Annotated in this window: 15 protein-coding genes; 6 read left to right on the plus strand and 9 right to left on the minus strand. The window is 63.9% G+C overall.

Features of this window, described 5'->3' with window-relative positions:
• Position 1: 1 nt before the first annotated feature.
• Both ABNP31_RS15335 and ABNP31_RS15340 read right to left on the minus strand, forming a co-directional pair.
• Positions 2-634, minus strand: coding sequence for a LysE family translocator (locus tag ABNP31_RS15335; RefSeq protein ID WP_238066470.1), 633 nt, complete (start codon positions 632-634; stop codon positions 2-4).
• Between the two features lie 240 nt (positions 635-874).
• On the minus strand, positions 875-1489 hold the full coding sequence (locus ABNP31_RS15340) for a LysE family translocator (RefSeq protein ID WP_015270734.1): 615 nt from the start codon (positions 1487-1489) through the stop codon (positions 875-877).
• 112 nt (positions 1490-1601) lie between these two features.
• Between ABNP31_RS15340 and ABNP31_RS15345 the strand changes: the two genes are divergently transcribed.
• Positions 1602-2054 carry an Lrp/AsnC family transcriptional regulator gene (locus tag ABNP31_RS15345; protein ID WP_015270735.1) on the plus strand — a complete coding sequence of 151 codons (453 nt, stop codon included), beginning with the start codon at positions 1602-1604 and terminating at the stop codon, positions 2052-2054.
• Positions 2055-2467: 413 nt separating this feature from the next.
• Positions 2468-3880, plus strand: coding sequence for a purine-cytosine permease family protein (locus tag ABNP31_RS15350; RefSeq protein WP_123084874.1), 1413 nt, complete (start codon positions 2468-2470; stop codon positions 3878-3880).
• A gap of 126 nt (positions 3881-4006) precedes the next feature.
• On the opposite strand, the gene ABNP31_RS15355 is transcribed toward ABNP31_RS15350, so the two are convergent.
• The 5 genes from ABNP31_RS15355 to glnT all read right to left on the minus strand — a co-directional run bounded on the left by ABNP31_RS15355 (position 4007) and on the right by glnT (position 9826).
• Positions 4007-5311: an ammonium transporter gene (locus ABNP31_RS15355; protein WP_238066471.1), complete on the minus strand. Its 1305-nt coding sequence runs from the start codon at positions 5309-5311 to the stop codon at positions 4007-4009.
• Positions 5312-5475: 164 nt separating this feature from the next.
• Complete coding sequence (locus tag ABNP31_RS15360; protein WP_350012475.1) at positions 5476-6801, minus strand: FMN-binding glutamate synthase family protein; 1326 nt, start codon at positions 6799-6801, stop codon at positions 5476-5478.
• 15 nt (positions 6802-6816) lie between these two features.
• Positions 6817-7491, minus strand: coding sequence for a protein glxC (locus ABNP31_RS15365; protein WP_085665099.1), 675 nt, complete (start codon positions 7489-7491; stop codon positions 6817-6819).
• A 27-nt stretch (positions 7492-7518) separates the two neighbouring features.
• Entirely contained in the window at positions 7519-8424 is a 906-nt protein-coding gene (locus ABNP31_RS15370) for a class II glutamine amidotransferase (protein ID WP_350012476.1), read from the minus strand.
• Between the two features lie 67 nt (positions 8425-8491).
• Positions 8492-9826 carry a type III glutamate--ammonia ligase gene (gene glnT / locus ABNP31_RS15375; RefSeq protein WP_238066473.1) on the minus strand — a complete coding sequence of 445 codons (1335 nt, stop codon included), beginning with the start codon at positions 9824-9826 and terminating at the stop codon, positions 8492-8494.
• A 314-nt stretch (positions 9827-10140) separates the two neighbouring features.
• Between glnT and ABNP31_RS15380 the strand changes: the two genes are divergently transcribed.
• Complete coding sequence (locus ABNP31_RS15380; RefSeq protein WP_025338781.1) at positions 10141-10734, plus strand: helix-turn-helix domain-containing protein; 594 nt, start codon at positions 10141-10143, stop codon at positions 10732-10734.
• Between the two features lie 295 nt (positions 10735-11029).
• Positions 11030-11959, plus strand: a complete 930-nt coding sequence (locus ABNP31_RS15385; protein ID WP_350012477.1) for a DMT family transporter — start codon at positions 11030-11032, stop codon at positions 11957-11959.
• A 320-nt stretch (positions 11960-12279) separates the two neighbouring features.
• Here ABNP31_RS15385 and ABNP31_RS15390 read toward each other — a convergent pair whose 3' ends face one another.
• Entirely contained in the window at positions 12280-12984 is a 705-nt protein-coding gene (locus tag ABNP31_RS15390) for an NUDIX hydrolase (protein WP_238066475.1), read from the minus strand.
• A gap of 138 nt (positions 12985-13122) precedes the next feature.
• Here ABNP31_RS15390 and ABNP31_RS15395 point away from each other — a divergent pair, with 138 nt between their 5' ends.
• Both ABNP31_RS15395 and pncB read left to right on the plus strand, forming a co-directional pair.
• Entirely contained in the window at positions 13123-13773 is a 651-nt protein-coding gene (locus tag ABNP31_RS15395) for an isochorismatase family protein (protein WP_238066476.1), read from the plus strand.
• A complete protein-coding gene (pncB, locus tag ABNP31_RS15400) occupies positions 13770-14969 on the plus strand; it encodes a nicotinate phosphoribosyltransferase (protein WP_238066477.1) in 1200 nt (399 codons plus the stop codon). Before ABNP31_RS15395 ends, pncB begins: the two co-directional genes overlap by 4 nt.
• Positions 14970-15083: 114 nt before the next feature.
• Here the strand turns inward: pncB and ABNP31_RS15405 are convergent, their stop codons facing one another.
• The gene (locus ABNP31_RS15405) at positions 15084-15971 is read right to left on the minus strand and encodes a LysR family transcriptional regulator (protein ID WP_015270743.1); all 888 of its coding nucleotides are present in this window, start codon (positions 15969-15971) and stop codon (positions 15084-15086) included.
• Positions 15972-16082: the final 111 nt, after the last annotated feature.

Consider the following 16082-nt stretch of genomic DNA (forward strand, 5'->3'; position numbering starts at 1 on the left):
GTCAGCGCCGCCCTTCGGCCAGCATGCGCACGGCCAGGCCCGCCAGCACCGTACCCATCAGCCAGCGCTGAACCTGCTGCCACAACGGGCGACCGGCGAGGAATACGGCGATCGACCCTGCCATGATCGCGATCAGTGCATTGACCGAAACGCTGATGGCGATCTGCGTCGACCCCAGCACCAGCGACTGCAGCAGCACGCTGCCATGCCCCGGCTCGATGAACTGCGGCATCAACGACAGGTACATGACGGCGATCTTGGGGTTTAGCAGGCTGGTGGCAAAGCCCATGGTGAACAGCCGCCGCGGGCTGTCGGCAGGCAGGTCGCGAACCTGGAACGGCGAACGGCCACCAGGGCGCAGCGCCTGCCAGGCCAGGTACAACAGGTACAGCGCGCCACCGATGCGCAGCGCGTCGTAGGCAAAAGGCACGGCCATCACCAGGGCGGTGATGCCCAGCGCGGCGCAGAACATGTAGATGACGAAGCCCAGGGCCACACCACCCAGCGAAATCAGCCCGGCCTTGCGGCCCTGGCAGATCGAGCGGGAGATCAGGTAGATCATGTTCGGCCCTGGGGTCAGGACCATGCCGAGGCAGATCAGGGCGAAGGTGAACAGTTGCGTGGTTTCGGGCATGGGGCACTTCCTGGTTGTGCGTTGAAGTGCTGCGAGTTTATCCGAGGCCATGCATGTCGTCTTTACCCTTGGCACTCGCCTGCCAGGTTAACGCGGCAACCTGTAGGAGCGGCCTTGTGTCGCGATAGGGCTGCAAAGCAGCCCCAGGATTTCAGCGCAGGTGCACAAATCGTCGGGGCTGCTTTGCAGCCCTATCGCGACACAAGGCCGCTCCTACAAGGGCCAGCGCAGGCCAGTGAGTCAGCTGATCTGGCCGGCTATCAAGCCCAGGGCCACCGTGATCATCGCCACCCCCGACACCCGGCCAACCAGCTTCGCCGCCCCCGGCCGGGTGCTCAGCACGGCTTTGGCGCCATAACCGACCAGCGAGTAGATCACCAGCGAGCTGCACAGGTGCACCAGGCCCAGCAGCAAGATCTGCAACGGCACCGGCCAGCTCGACTGCGGGTCGGTGAACTGCGGCAACAACGCCAGGAACAGCAAAAACACTTTCGGGTTCAGGCCACTGACGCAAAACCCTTTCAATGCCCAGCGGGACCCCGACTCCCCCGCACCATCCTGCCCGGCCGCCGGCAATGCCGGGCTCAGCAGCAGGTTGCCACCCAGCCACAGCAGGTAGCTGCACCCCGCCAGGGTCAGCAAGGTCAGCGCCAGCGGGTGGCCGGCCAGCAGGCTGCCGACCCCGGCCGCCACCACCAGGGTCGCAAGGAAATGCCCCGACAACATCCCCGCCACCGCGGGCATCACCCAGCGCCCGCGCATGCCGGCCGAAATGGCGTAGGCCCAGTCCGCGCCCGGGGTAATCACGAACAGCATCGACACGGCCCAGAACGCCGTCAGAACACTGAGAGCCACTTGAATCTTCCTTTTTCCACTGCTTTGGGATGACGAAAGATTACGGATTCCGCCGAGGGATTTTCTTTCGTATATTCCCCAACAGCCCTCAATTACTGGAAGATCCTTCTCGATGGACAGGACTGATCGAAAAATCCTTGCCGAACTGCAAAAAGACGGTCGGCTATCGGTGACCGAGTTGGCAGACCGTGTGGGGCTCAGCCTGTCGCCCTGCCATCGGCGCTTGAAGGCACTGGAGGAATCAGGGGCGATTCTTGGCTATCACGCCCGCCTGGCGCCGAGCGCCCTGGGGCTGAACTTTGCCGCGCTGGTGTTCGTGACCCTGCGCGAAGTCACCCGCCAGCCGGTAGCGGACTTTGAAGCGGCGCTGGCCGAAATCCCGCAGATCGTCGAGGCGCAGCGGCTGTTTGGCGACCCGGATTACCTGCTGCATGTGGTGGCCAAGGATTTGCCGGCGTTCCAGAAGCTGTATGACGAGCAGCTGACCAGCATTCCCAATGTGAAGCGGTTGAGTTCGACCCTGGTGATGAAAGAGGTGATTCAGGATCGGTTGTTGCCGATGTAGCGTTGTTGCCTGTGCCGGCCCTTTCGCGGGCTCGCCCGCTCCCACCTCGACCGCATTGATTTCAAGCCATGCGCAGTACCTGTGGGAGCGGGTTCACCCGCGAAAGGGCCGGCACAGGCGATCTTTTATCTGCCCTGCAAACGCGCACGGCGCACCACCAAAGCACACCGCTTCTAGCCTCCACAAGGCCCAACCCCCTCTAGCCCAAGCCCTCCCGCCCCCTGGCACCCTCCTTGCTACCGTCCCCCGCTTAACCTTTTGTCAGCCTTAGGTTTTTTAAGGTTTATGGGCACATATTTACTAATTTCTCGTTATCCCCGCGCCCCGCATCATCGCTCCAACAAGAACGCGTCGCCCTTCGCCGGCACGCCCCCGGGCAGCTCCCGATGCCCTACCTTGCCTTGGAGTCAGTCATGACCAGTGCAGCCAATTCGGCACCCCTCATAGAAAAACACACGATCGGCTACGTGCCCCCGCAAGACCGCCATGGAAAGGTAAGGGATCTGTTCACACTGTGGTTCGGCGGCAACATCGCGCCGCTGCCCATCGTCACCGGCGCCTTGGGCGTGCAACTGTTCCACCTGAACCTGGTCTGGGGCATCGTCGCCATCCTGGTCGGCCACCTGGTCGGTGGCGTACTGATGGCGCTGCACTCGGCCCAGGGCCCGCAGATGGGCATCCCGCAGATGATCCAGAGCCGCGCCCAGTTCGGCTCGCTCGGCGCGCTGCTGGTGGTGGTGATCGCCGGGGTCATGTACATCGGCTTCTTCGCCTCCAACATCGTCCTCGCCGGCAAGTCGCTGCACGGCGTGGTCGATGCCGTGCCGGTACCGGTGGGCATCGTCATCGGTGCGCTGGGCTCGGGCATCATCGGCATCATCGGCTACCGCTTCATCCACGTGCTCAACCGCATCGGCACCTGGGTGCTGGGTATCGGCATCGTGGTCGGCTTCGGCTACATCTTCAGCCACGTGCAAAGCGACGACTTCCTCACCCGCGGCGGCTTCAACCTGGCCGGCTGGCTGGCCACCGTGTCGCTGGCGGCACTGTGGCAGATCGCCTTTGCGCCCTACGTGTCGGACTACTCGCGCTACCTGCCGGCGGACGTGAAGGTCAGCTCGACGTTCTGGACTACCTACCTGGGCTCGGCCCTGGGTTCGAGCCTGTCGTTCATCTTCGGCGCCGTGGCGGTGCTGGCGATCCCGGCCGGCATGGACACCATGGACGCGGTCAAACTGGCCACCGGCACCCTCGGCCCGATCATGCTGGTGCTGTTCCTGCTCAGCGTGATCAGCCACAACGCCCTCAACCTGTATGGCGCAGTGCTGTCGATCATCACCCTGGTGCAAACCTTCGCCCACCGCTGGATCCCCACCGCCAAGAGCCGCGCCGTGCTGTCGCTGGTAGTGCTGACGGCCTGCTGCGTGGTGGCAGTGTTCGCCTCGGCGGACTTCATCGGCCACTTCGTCGACATGGTGCTGGTGCTGCTGGTGGTGCTGGTGCCCTGGACAGCGATCAACCTGATCGACTTCTATGCCATCCACAAAGGTGACTACGATATCCAGTCGATCTTCCAGGTCGATGGCGGCATCTACGGGCGCTACAACCCGCAGGCGCTGATTGCCTATGCCGTGGGCATCGTGGTGCAGATCCCGTTCATGAACACGCCGCTGTATGTCGGGCCGATTTCCGAGCATATCAACGGAGCGGACCTGTCGTGGCTGGTAGGGCTGGCGGTTACTTCGCCGCTGTACTGGTGGCTGGCCAGCCGTGACAGCGCCTACCGTCGCCGGCAGATGAATGCCAAGGTGGCCATGGGGCACTGATTCAACCAGTGCCGGCCTCTTCGCGGGCTTGCCCGCTCCTACAGGGATATCGCATGTCTCAGGATCTGTGCTTTCCCTGTGGGAGCGGGTTTACCCGCGAATAGGCCGGTACAGGCAACACATCAATCAGAGGTTGTAGGCCCGCTCATTGTGCTCAGCCAGGTCCAGCCCCTGTTCTTCCTCTTCCCGGCTGGCCCGCAGCCCGATGGTCAGCTTGATCACCCCCAGAATCGCCCAACTCACCACAAAGCAATACACGAAGGTGAACGCCACCCCCTTCAACTGCACCAATGCCTGCCCGACCGGTGACGCACCCTCCACATAACCGCCCAACGAAGGCGCGGCAAAGACCCCGGTAAGGATCGCGCCGACCATTCCGCCCACGCCATGCAGGCCGAACACATCCAGGCTGTCGTCGTAGCCCAGCGCCTGCTTCAACCGGGTCACGGCAAAGAAACAGATGGCCCCGGTCAACAACCCGATCACCAGCGCGCCCAGCGGCCCGACAAATGCACAGGCCGGGGTAATCCCGACCAACCCTGCCAAAGCCCCTGAAGCCGCACCCAAGGCCGTCGGCCGACCATGCGCCACCTTCTCGGTCAGCAACCAGCCGACAATCCCCGCACAGGCCGCCACCATGGTCGCCAGCATCACCACCCCCGCCGCCTGGTTGGCCGCCAGCCCCGAGCCGACGTTGAAGCCGAACCAGCCCACCCACAGCAACCCGGCGCCCACCAGGGTGAAACCGAGGTTGTGCGGCGGCATGGCCACCTGCGGATAGCCCTTGCGCTTGCCCAGCATCAACGCCGCAGCCAGCGCTGCCACACCGGAGTTGATATGCACGGCGGTACCACCGGCAAAGTCCAGCACGCCCCAGTTGACCATCAACGCCCCCGGCCCGCCCCAGACCATATGCGCGATCGGCGCGTACACCAGCACGAACCAGGCGGCCATGAACAGCAACGAAGCACTGAACTTCATGCGCTCGGCAAAACCACCGGCAATCAGCGCCGGGGTGATGATGGCGAAGGTCAGCTGGAACACCGCGAACACGCCTTCGGGAATGCTACCGACCAGGCTGTCATGGCCGATGTCCAGCATCAGCGCCTTGTCCAGCCCGCCGATGAAGCTGTTGACGGTCAACTGCCCCTCCACCATGCCGGTGGTGTCTACCACCAGGCTGTAGCCGAACAGCACCCAGAGAATGCCGATCACCCCGGCAACGGCGAACAGCTGGGTGAATACCGAGAGGAAGTTCTTGGCCCGGACCATGCCACCGTAGAACAGTGCCAGGCCCGGGATGCACATCATCAGCACGAACATCGCGGCGCAGATCATCCAGGCGGTGTTGCCGGTGTCCAGGGTGGGGTCGGCGGCGTGGGCCCGGGTGGTCAGGGCTAACAACATTACAGCGAGGGTGAGGTGCTTCATGGTGTCACTCCTGTGTGAATGGCGGGGGTGCCCTGGGGCTGCCTTGCAGCCCATCGCGACACAAGGCCGCTCCTACAGGGGACCGCGCAAGGCTCAGATACGCGGTCCCTGTAGGAGCGGCCTTGTGTCGCGAAAGGGCCGCAAAGCGGCCCCCGGCGGTCAACTCAATACTGCGCCTGCCCCGGCACCCAGGCGGTCCCCGCCAACGGCACTCGCGCCATCGCCGCAGCCTCCACGGTCAACGCCACCAGGTCCTCCGGGTCGAGGTTGTGCAAGTGCGACTTGCCACACGCCCGCGCCATGGTCTGCGCCTCCATCACCAGCACCCGCAGGTAGTTGGCCAGACGGCGCCCGGCCTCCTCCGGGTTCAGGCGCCTGGCCAGTTCCGGGTCCTGGGTGGTAATGCCGGCCGGGTCGCGGCCGTTCTGCCAGTCGTCATAGAAACCGGCCGCCGAGCCGATCTTCTTCAGTTCGGCATCCAGCCGCGGGTGGTTGTCACCCAGCGCGATCAGCGCCGCAGTGCCAATGGCCACCGCATCAGCCCCGAGGGCCATGGCCTTGGCAACGTCGGCACCATTGCGAATACCACCGGAGACGATCAGCTGCACCTTGCGGTGCATGCCCATTTCCTGCAGCGCCTGCACTGCCTGCGGAATGGCCGGCAGGATCGGAATGCCAACGTGTTCGATGAACACTTCCTGAGTCGCGGCAGTACCGCCCTGCATGCCGTCGAGCACGATCACATCGGCACCGGCCTTCACCGCCAGCTTTACGTCGTAGTACGGGCGGCTGGCGCCGATCTTCACGTAGATGGGTTTTTCCCAGTCGGTGATCTCCCGGATCTCGGCAATCTTGATCGCAAGGTCATCCGGGCCGGTCCAGTCCGGGTGGCGGCAGGCGCTGCGCTGGTCGACGCCGATCGGCAAGGTGCGCATGCCGGCCACGCGCTCGGTCACCTTCATGCCCAGCAGCATGCCGCCACCGCCCGGCTTGGCACCCTGGCCGAGGACGATCTCGATGGCATCGGCCTTGCGCAGGTCGTCGGGGTTCATGCCATAGCGCGACGGCAGGTACTGGTACACCAGGTGTTGCGACTGGCCGCGTTCCTCCGGGGTCATGCCGCCGTCGCCCGTGGTAGTGCTGGTGCCGGCGATGGTCGCACCACGGCCCAGCGCCTCTTTGGCGTTGGCCGACAGCGCGCCGAAACTCATGCCGGCGATGGTCACCGGGATCTTCAGGTGGATCGGCTTCTTGGCGAAGCGGGTGCCCAGCAGCACATCGGTGCCGCATTTCTCGCGGTAGCCTTCCAGCGGGTAGCGCGACACGCTGGCGCCGAGCAGCAGCAGGTCGTCGAAGTGCGGTACGCGGCGCTTGGTGCCGCCGCCACGGATGTCGTAGATGCCGGTTTCGGCGGCACGCTGGATTTCCTGGATGGTCAGGCGGTCGAAGGTGGCCGACTCACGCAGTACCGGGGGGAATTGCTCGCTCATGGGAATGCTCCTGGATCAGTACGCGCTGGCGTTGTCGACTTTGAAGTTGTACAGCTGGCGAGCCGAGCCGTAGCGTTTGAAATCGGCAGCCTTGTGGTGCAGGCCGGCCTTGTTCAGCAGTTCCTGCAGCTCTTGCAGGTGCTCGGCGCGCATCTCTTTCTCGATGCAGTCCGAGCCCAGCGACTGCACCGCACCCTTGACGTAGATGCGCACCTCGTACAGCGAATCGCCCAGCGCATCGCCGGCATCGCCACACACCACCAAACGCCCGGCCTGGCCCATGAAGCAGCTCATGTGGCCGATGCTGCCGCCGACGACGATATCCACGCCCTTCATGGAAATACCGCAACGCGCGCCGGCGTCGCCCTCGATCACCAGCAGCCCGCCATGGGCGGTGGCGCCGGCGGCCTGGGAGGCACTGCCCTTGACCCGCACCGAGCCGGACATCATGTTTTCGGCCACGCCGACACCGACGTTGCCATGCACGGTGACGCTGGCCTGCTGGTTCATGCCGGCGCAGTAGTAGCCGGCGTGGCCTTCGATATCCACGGCCACGGCGGCGTTGATGCCCACGGCCAGGTTGTGCTTGCCGTCGGGGTGGGTCACCCGCCATTCGTGGTCCTGCACCTCACCGTGCAAGGACTGGTTGAGGACACGCACCGAGGTGCTGGAAAGGTCGATCGTCTTCATGTGGTTCTCCAGTGGTTCGGTGGCAGGTCAGGCGCTTTCGCGTTCCCAGACGTACAGGGTGGCCGGGGCCGGTTCCCAGACCTTGGCGTTCTCGATGCCCGGCAGGCTGGCCAGCGCCTGGTACTCCGAGGCCATGGCCACGTAGTCGTCGGTCTCGGCCAGCACGGCGGGCTTGCAGGCGATCGGGTCGCGGATCACGGCAAAGCCGTTGCGGGTGCCGATGGCGAAGGTGAAGAAGCCGTCCAGGTCTTCCAGGGCGCCATCCAGGGCCTGGGCCAGGCTGTCGCCCTGCTGCAGGCGCCAGGTCAGGTAGCCGGCGGCCACTTCGGTGTCGTTGTCGGTCTCGAAGCTGATGCCTTCGCGCTTGAGCTCCTGGCGCAGGCGGAAGTGGTTGGACAGCGAACCGTTGTGCACCAGGCACAGGTCGGCGCCGGTGGAGAACGGGTGGCTGCCTTCCATGGTCACGGCGCTTTCGGTGGCCATGCGGGTATGGCCGATGATGTGGCTGCCTTTCATGCCGGCCAGGCCGAAGCGGCTGGAGATTTCCGCCGGCAGGCCCATGCCCTTGAGGATCTCGATGCTCTGCCCGGCGCTCATGATGCGCACTTCAGGGGCCAGTTCGCTCAAAGCCTGACGGGCCGATGCCTCGCGGGTGTGCACCTTGAGCACGGCGGCGCTGGCGTTCTGGAACCAGTCCAGCGAGCAGCCCAGGCGCCCTTCCAGCTGGCCCATCAGCGCCGCCCAGGGGTAGTTGATGTCAGTGGCCTGCAGGGTCAGCTTGACCCAGCCATCGGCCACTTCGTCGCCGTAGATGGCAAAGCCGGCGCTGTCCGGGCCACGGTCGGTCATGGCTTCGAGCATGGGTTCGAAGAGCTTGCCGAGCTGGGCTTCCAGCTCGGTTTTTTTCAGGTACAGACCTACGATTCCACACATGGTGATGCTCCTTACTAGGCAGTGGGCGACCGCTTTCGTGCTGGCCGCCCAAGGGATTGGGGGGCGGTCAGAAGAATTCGGTGTAACGCTGGATTTCCCAGTCGGAGACGTGGCGGCAGTACTCCACCCACTCCATGCGCTTGAGCTTGATGAACTCGTCGACGATCTCGGCGCCCAGCACTTCGCGGAACAGCGGGTCGGCCTCCAGGGCGTCGGCGGCTTCCTTCAACGACTGCGGCAAGGTCTTGATGCCGCGTGCGGCGATCTCTTCCAGGCTCAGGTTGTAGAGGTTCTCGTTACACATCTCGCCCGGCTCCAGCTGACGGTCGATGCCATCGAGGCCGGCAGCGATGATCGCGGCGGTGACCAGGTACGGGTTGCAGCCAGCGTCCGGCAGGCGGAACTCCAGGCGGCCATAGGGGATGCGCACCATCGCCGAGCGGTTGTTGGCGCCGTAGGCGACAAACGCCGGGGCCCAGGTGGCGCCGGATAGCGAGCGGCCGACCACCAGGCGCTTGTACGAGTTGACCGTGGGCGCGGCGAAGGCGCACAGCGCCGGGCCATGGGCCAACAGGCCTGCGGCAAAGTGGTAGGCCAGCTTCGACAGGCCCATGCCGCTGCTGTCGGACGGGTCATGGAACAGGTTCTTGTTGGTGCTGCTGGCCAGCGACAGGTGGAAGTGCATGCCATTGCCGGCGCGCTTGGGGTCGGGCTTGGGCATGAACGAGCAGATCATCCCCAGGTCGTTGGCGATCTCGCCGGCGGCCATGCGGAAGAAGGTGAAGCGGTCGGCCGACTCCATGGCGTCGCTGTAGGTGTAGTTGATCTCGAACTGGCCGTTGGCGTCCTCGTGGTCGATCTGGTAGATATCGAAGCCCACCGGCTGCAACGCCTCGGTCAGGCGCTCGAGGAACAGCCGCGAGCGCGACAGGCCCTTGTAGTCGTAGCACGGCTTGTCGAGGTTATCGGAAGCGTCCACCAGTTGCAGCTTGCCATCCTCGTCGCGGCGGAACAGGCTGAACTCGGGCTCAAGGCCGGTGTTCAGGGTCCAGCCTTTGTCGGCCAGGCGCTGCACCTGCTGCTGCAACACGTAGCGGCTGTCGTAGGGCCAGGGTTGGCCGTTTACGTGGCCTACACACACCAGCCGGCCGTAACCCGGCTGCCACGGTACCGGGATCAAGGTGGAAAGGTCGCCGCGGGCCATGAAGTCGGGGCCGTGCGGTTCCATGCCCATGCCGCAGATGGCGAACCCGGCAAAGCCGGCGCCCTCCTCGGCCACCATCTTCAGGCCCGAGACCGGCACCGATTTGGTCTTCGCCGAGCCATGGATATCGACGAACTGCGCCAGCACGTACTTGATGCCGTGCTGATCGAGGGTGCGCTGGGTTTCTGCTGGCAACATGGGTTGAACACTCCTGGGTAAGGGGCAATGATTCCACATGGGAAACTTACTTTCCTAACAGGAATGCAATGTGCTTGCCAACTCTGTTCAGGGTGCAACTTTGTGTTGCCTGTTCGGGCCTCTTCGCGGGCCTGTGGGAGCGGGTTCACCCGCGAAGAGGCCCGCACCGGCAACCCAAAACCCAAGCAGATTTCCATGCTCCATTTATGGGAAACTTGTTTTCACCCGAGGAAAGATGCAGCCACCGCAGCTGCACTTCGCACTTTCCCAGTGCGAAAACTTTATTCTTGAACTGAAACCGTGCAGGATATTCGATGCCAACCGAAACCGAACCGCGCCTTCGCCTGGAGCAGTACCTGGGCCTGCAGATCAAGCGCCAGCGCCAGGCCCAGTCCCTCAAGCTCGCCGACGTGGCGCGCATCGCCGGCATCAGCCAAGGCATGCTGAGCAAGATCGAGAACGCCCAGGTATCAACCAGCCTCGACACCCTCAGCCGCCTGTGCGATGTGCTGGGCATGCCGATGGCCAAGCTGTTCAGCCAATATGACCAGCCCGACGGCAATGCCTTGTTGGTGAAAGCCGGTGAAGGGCTGGAGGTGGTGCGCCGCGGTACCGAGAAAGGCCACACCTACCATTTGCTCAATCACGCCAGGGGGCCGAAGAAGAACTTCGAGGCGTACATGGTGACCATGGACGACGCCAGCGAAGAGTTCCCGACCTTCGCCCACCCCGGCACCGAGTTCCTCCACTTGCTGGAGGGTGAACTGGTGTACCGCCACGGCAACCAGCTCTATCACATGCAGGCCGGCGACAGCCTGACCTTCGACGGCGAGACCCCGCACGGCCCCGAGCAGCTGGTGCAGGTACCCATCCGCCTGTTGTCGATAATGAACTACGGCGACGAGTGACGCGGCGCAGCAAGGCAACAACCGATGTCGTGATCAGACAAGCACACGTCGCCCGCGATCGGCTTCAGAACTGTGTCTACAAAAATAATACACACATCGACCAGCCCCGCGCCGTGGGCTGATCGGTGCGGTATTCGCGAGTAAAACAGCCTCGCTTCACAATTCCAACGCTGTGGCGCCTTTTTGCACCGGGCAGTTCGTCCGGGCTCATAACGATAAAACTCCCAGTATCAGAAACCCGCGCCGCGCCAGCCGGGAGTGTTTGCGCGCGCCACATTGTGAAGACTTGACTGCCATGATCGCGACTTCAATCCCCGTAGCCGGTGCTGCCACCGGCCACCGTAACGCCCTGTGCGTTGCCCATATCGCCGCTGTGCTGTTCGGCCTGACCGGTATCCTCGGTCACCTGATCGAGGCCGACGCCAGCATCATCACCTTCGGCCGCGCCACCTTCGCCTTCATCGCCCTGGGCTTCGTCGCCGGGCTCAAGGGCACGCGCCTGCTCGACGCCCTCACCCTGCGCAACCTGCCGGTGCTGGGCCTGACCGGCGCCCTGCTGGCTGCCCACTGGGTAACCTTCTTCATCGCCGTGAAGGTTGGCGGCGTGGCCGTGGCCACCCTGGGCTTCGCCAGCTTCCCGGCGTTCATCGCCATGATCGAGCGCGGCGTGTTCGGCCAGCGTATCGGTGCCGTGCAAGGTTTGCTGCTGCTGATGGTCACGGCCGGTCTGGTGTTGGTGGTACCGACCTTCGACCTGCTCGACAAAGGCACCGTCGGCCTGCTCTGGGGCCTGGGCTCGGGCCTGGCGTTCGCCCTGCTGACGGTGGCCAACCGCCGCAACGGCTCGAGCATGAACGCGATGCAGGTGGCGTTCTGGCAGAACGTGGTGGTGGCTGTGCTGGTGGCGCCGTTTGCCTTCACTCACCTGGGCAACACCAGCCTGGCTGGCAGTGACTGGGTCAACCTGGCGCTGTTGGGCGTGTTCTGCACCGGGCTGTCGCAGTTCCTGTTCGTCAAGAGCCTGGAAGGCCTGGAAGCGCGCACGGCCGGCATGATCATCGCGCTGGAGCCGGTGTACGCGATCATCGGCGCCTGGTGGCTGTTCGGTGAGCAACCAAGCCTGCGCATGGCCGCTGGCGCTGCGCTGATCGTGCTGGCGACCATCCTGGCGGCGGCGCGCAAGGCACCAGCGGAACAAGGCGATACCAGCCGCTGCGCGCATTGATGAATGTGCTTGCCTGAACGGGCCTCATCGCCGGCAAGCCGGCTCCCACAGGGTAATCACAGGGCTCGAGCCTGATGCTTTACCTGGGAGCAACTGTCTTGCTCAAATTCTGAAAGTTGGCGCAATCCCTGTGGGAGCGGCCTTGTGTCGCGAAAGGGCTGCAAAGCAGCCCCAGCAATTTCAACTGTTGCGCATCAATCCTGGGGCCGCGTTGCGGCCCTTTCGCGACACAAGGCCGCTCCCACAGGTACAGCGACAACCTCGAGATCAACGCTGCACCTGTTTGTGTGGCTGGCCGGCGATGAGGTCGGTACAGGCGACTAAGCGCCCTCAGGCAGCAGGCTGCGGTCAAACATGAACGCCCGCTCCCCCTGTGGTGTGTACTGATACAACAGCTGCGGCCGGCCCAGCCTGGGCTGGTTCTTCTCCCCGGTGTCCCTCACCCACCCCAGCTCGCGCAAGCGCTCCAGGCGTTTGCGCAGCGAGGTGTTATTCACCGCCTGCCCCAGGCACGCCTGCACCGCACCTAGCGCATCCAGCACAGTGAACTTCTCCGCCAGCAGGTACAGCGGCAGGCTGCTGTACACCGTCTTCGCCGCCAGCCGCTCACGGGCCCGCTCCACCAACAGGTTGTGATCAAAGGGCAACAGCACCTTGCGCGCCAATACGCTGTCCAAGTCGAAAAACGCCAGTTGCTCGCCCTCGACGACCTGCCCGGGTTCGAGCAATGCCAGGTAATAGGTGCTGAGTGACCATCCACGCGGGTCGCGGAAAGCATTGCCCTCGGTGCCCACCTGTTCCATGTAGCACGGTACGACCTGGGTTTTCTCGCGCAGCGCGCGTTCGGCAGCAGCTTCCAGGCTGGTGTCGGGGGTGCGGCCATTGACGATCACCCCGGGCAAGGCCCACTGGCCGGCATGCGGTTCACGCTCACGACGGTGCAACAGCACCTGCAGATGCTGAGCTTCGGGGGCCATGCGCAGGGCGACGATATCGACGCTGGCCAGGACTTCGACTGCATTCACCGGGCGACTCCTTGTTCAATCTCACCATAATCCACCAGAGCATCTAAGTAAGGCAAGCAGAAAGCCCGTTTCAAAAGTTGCTTGACACACTTATTACACCAAGTGAATTATGTATCTATTCCAGCGAGGAGAACCGCCATGAAGATCGCCAGTTTCGATGTCGACGCCCAGAACGGCTTCACCAACAACGTGCCGCAAGAGCTGCCGGTTCCCGAAGGCAATGAAATCGCGGTAGATCTCAATACCATGGCCTTGCGCGCCGACCTGCGCCTGGGCAGCAAGGACGCCCACCCGGCCAACGCCGCCTGGGTAGTCGCCGACCCCGCGCACATGCTGCAGCCCCTGCAACTGACCAACGCCGACCTGACCTGGGTCAGCCACTGCGTCCCCGGCACACCCGGCTTCGAGTTGCTGCCCGGCCTGCCGGCCCCCATCGACTACGACTATTTCGTGTGGAAAGGCGTCGAGCCCGACCTGCATCCCTACGGTGCCTGCTACCACGACCTGGCAGAACGCCGCTCCACCGGGGTGATCGAGTACCTCAAGGTGCAGCAGGTGGGCGCGGTGATCGTCGGTGGCCTGGCCCTGGACTATTGCGTCAGGACCACCGCGCGCCAATTGCGCCAGGCCGGCTTCCAGGTGCTGTTGTACCTGCCGGCCTGCCGCGCGCTCACCCAGGCAGGCGCGATCGAGGCGTGTGGCGCCCTGGCCGCCGACGGCGTGATCCTCTGCGGCGACGAAGCCGCGCTCGACCACCAGCTCTCTCTGATCAAGGAGGACCGCCCATGAGCGAAAGCGTTTTCGGCCCACGCATCATCCAGAACCTGCTGGACACCGACTTCTACAAGATCACCATGATGCAGGCGGTGCTGCACAACTACCCCAACGCCGAGGTGGAGTGGGAGTTCCGCTGCCGTAACGGCGAGAACCTCGCACCTTACCTGGCGGAAATCCGTTACCAGGTCGAGCAACTGGCCGATGTCAGCATCACGCATGACCAGCTCGCCTACCTGGAGAAGATCCCGTTCATCAAACCGGACTTCATCCGCTTTCTCAGCCTGTTCCGCTTCAACCTGCGCTATGTACAGGTAGGCCTGGATGATGCCGGGCAACTGGCGATTCGCGTGCGAGGGCCGTGGTTGCACGTGATTCTCTACGAGATCCCGCTGCTGGCGATCATCAGCGAGGTGCGCAACCGCTACCGCTATCGCGAGGTGGTGATCGAGCAGGTCCGCGAGCGCCTGTATCAGAACCTCGACTGGCTGAAGGCCGAGGCCAGCGCCGAAGAACTTGCCGGTTTCCAACTGGCCGACTTCGGCACCCGGCGGCGCTTCTCCTACCGGGTGCAGGAAGAGGTGGTGCACATTCTGAAGCGTGACTTCCCGGGCCGCTTTGTCGGTACCAGCAACGTGCACCTGGCCCGCGAATACCAGCTCAAGCCGATCGGCACCATGGCGCACGAGTGGTTCATGGCCCACCAGCAACTCGGCCCGCGCCTGGTCGACAGCCAGGCTGCCGCGCTGGAATGCTGGGTGCGGGAATACCGGGGGCTGCTGGGCATCGCCCTGACCGACTGCATCACCATGGACGCGTTCCTGGGCGACTTCGACCTGTACTTCGCCAAGCTGTTCGATGGCCTGCGGCACGATTCGGGCGATCCGCTGGCCTGGGCGGAAAAGGCCATCACCCACTATGAGCGGCTGGGGATCGACCCGAAGAGCAAGACCCTGATCTTTTCCGACGGGCTGGACCTTGCCAAGGCGCTGGGGCTGTACCGGGCGCTGCATGAGCGGATCAATGTGAGCTTTGGCATTGGTACCAGGCTGACCTGCGATATCCCGGGGGTGGAGCCGATGAACATAGTGATAAAGATGACGGCCTGCAATGGGGCACCGGTGGCCAAGATTTCCGACAGCCCGGGCAAGACACAGTGCCGGGATGAGAACTTCGTGGCCTATCTGAAGCATGTCTTTCGGGTGGATTGAGGTTGCCTGTGCAGGCCTCTTCGCGGGCTCGCCCGCTCCCACAGGTACTGCACCGCATTCAAGAACCGTGAGAAACCTGTGGCAGCGGGCAAGCCCGCGAAGAGGCCAGCACAGTCACCCCACCTCTTGCAGGCCAACACACAACTCCAGAAACCGCGCCGCAGCCCGCGACGGGGTGGCTGCATGCGGCACCAGAATGGAAAACCGCCGCACCAACGCCTGCGGCACAACCTGCAACCGCTGCAACGCCCCATCCTCATGCCGGATCGACATCGCCGACACAAAACCAATCCCCATCCCGGCCCGCACTGCCTCCTTCACCCCCTCCACCCCGGCAATCTCCAGCGCCACGCGCATCGCCACGCCACTGCGGGCAAATGCCCGCTCGACGATCTGCCGCACACCCGAGCCGCTCTCGCGTAATACCAACGGGTAAGCGCCCAGCGACGCCAGCGTCTGTCGGTCACTGCCAGCCAGCGGATGACCACGCGGCACGATGGCCACGATCTCGTCCTCCCGCCACGCCGTCACCGCCGTGCCCAATGGCAGTTCCTGCCCAGGCGGCCCTTCGATCAGGGCGATATCGACGCTGTCCAGCGCAGCGACGATTTCTGCCGTATTGCCGTTGGAAGTGCTCACCAGCACCTCCGGGTAGCGGGCATGGAAATCGGCAATCAGGTAAGGCAGCAGGTAGCTGGCCGGCGTGGTACTGGCGCCGATGCGCAAGGTACCGCGCTCCAACCCGCGCATGGCCTCGCGCAATGCCTGGGCCTGACGGAAGGTTTCGCGCAGGCGCTCGGCATGGGCCAGCAATTGCTCGCCGGCTGCTGTCAGCCGCACACCACGGCCGGCGCGCTGATAAAGCGGCTCGCCAAAGGCCTCCTGCAGCAGCTTGAGCTGGCCAGACACCGCCGGCTGCGACAAATGCAGGGCCTGGGCCGCATGGCTGATGTTGCCGTGCTCGGCGACGGTGGCGAACGTTATCAGTTGTTCTGGTGTCATGAATGAAAAGTATCAGCTAAACGGATATTTGCCATCCTAAATTACGATTTTTTATAAGCTTATAACCAGATTAACGTAAGCCATATCGAAACACCTTTCCGGAGGACTCAC

It is taken from the genome of Pseudomonas asiatica (assembly GCF_040214835.1).
GTDB lineage: Bacteria > Pseudomonadota > Gammaproteobacteria > Pseudomonadales > Pseudomonadaceae > Aquipseudomonas > Aquipseudomonas putida_Z.

Bases quoted from the DNA above. Each gene is read 5' to 3' on its own strand.
- ABNP31_RS15385 (WP_350012477.1), top strand. From the start codon at position 11,030: ATGATCGCGACTTCAATCCCCGTAGCCGGTGCTGCCACCGGCCACCGT.
- ABNP31_RS15405 (WP_015270743.1), bottom strand. From the start codon at position 15,971: ATGACACCAGAACAACTGATAACGTTCGCCACCGTCGCCGAGCACGGC.
- ABNP31_RS15335 (WP_238066470.1), bottom strand. From the start codon at position 634: ATGCCCGAAACCACGCAACTGTTCACCTTCGCCCTGATCTGCCTCGGC.
- ABNP31_RS15380 (WP_025338781.1), top strand. From the start codon at position 10,141: ATGCCAACCGAAACCGAACCGCGCCTTCGCCTGGAGCAGTACCTGGGC.
- ABNP31_RS15395 (WP_238066476.1), top strand. From the start codon at position 13,123: ATGAAGATCGCCAGTTTCGATGTCGACGCCCAGAACGGCTTCACCAAC.
- ABNP31_RS15345 (WP_015270735.1), top strand. From the start codon at position 1,602: ATGGACAGGACTGATCGAAAAATCCTTGCCGAACTGCAAAAAGACGGT.
- ABNP31_RS15350 (WP_123084874.1), top strand. From the start codon at position 2,468: ATGACCAGTGCAGCCAATTCGGCACCCCTCATAGAAAAACACACGATC.
- ABNP31_RS15365 (WP_085665099.1), bottom strand. From the start codon at position 7,491: ATGAAGACGATCGACCTTTCCAGCACCTCGGTGCGTGTCCTCAACCAG.
- ABNP31_RS15370 (WP_350012476.1), bottom strand. From the start codon at position 8,424: ATGTGTGGAATCGTAGGTCTGTACCTGAAAAAAACCGAGCTGGAAGCC.
- ABNP31_RS15355 (WP_238066471.1), bottom strand. From the start codon at position 5,311: ATGAAGCACCTCACCCTCGCTGTAATGTTGTTAGCCCTGACCACCCGG.
- ABNP31_RS15360 (WP_350012475.1), bottom strand. From the start codon at position 6,801: ATGAGCGAGCAATTCCCCCCGGTACTGCGTGAGTCGGCCACCTTCGAC.
- pncB (WP_238066477.1), top strand. From the start codon at position 13,770: ATGAGCGAAAGCGTTTTCGGCCCACGCATCATCCAGAACCTGCTGGAC.
- glnT (WP_238066473.1), bottom strand. From the start codon at position 9,826: ATGTTGCCAGCAGAAACCCAGCGCACCCTCGATCAGCACGGCATCAAG.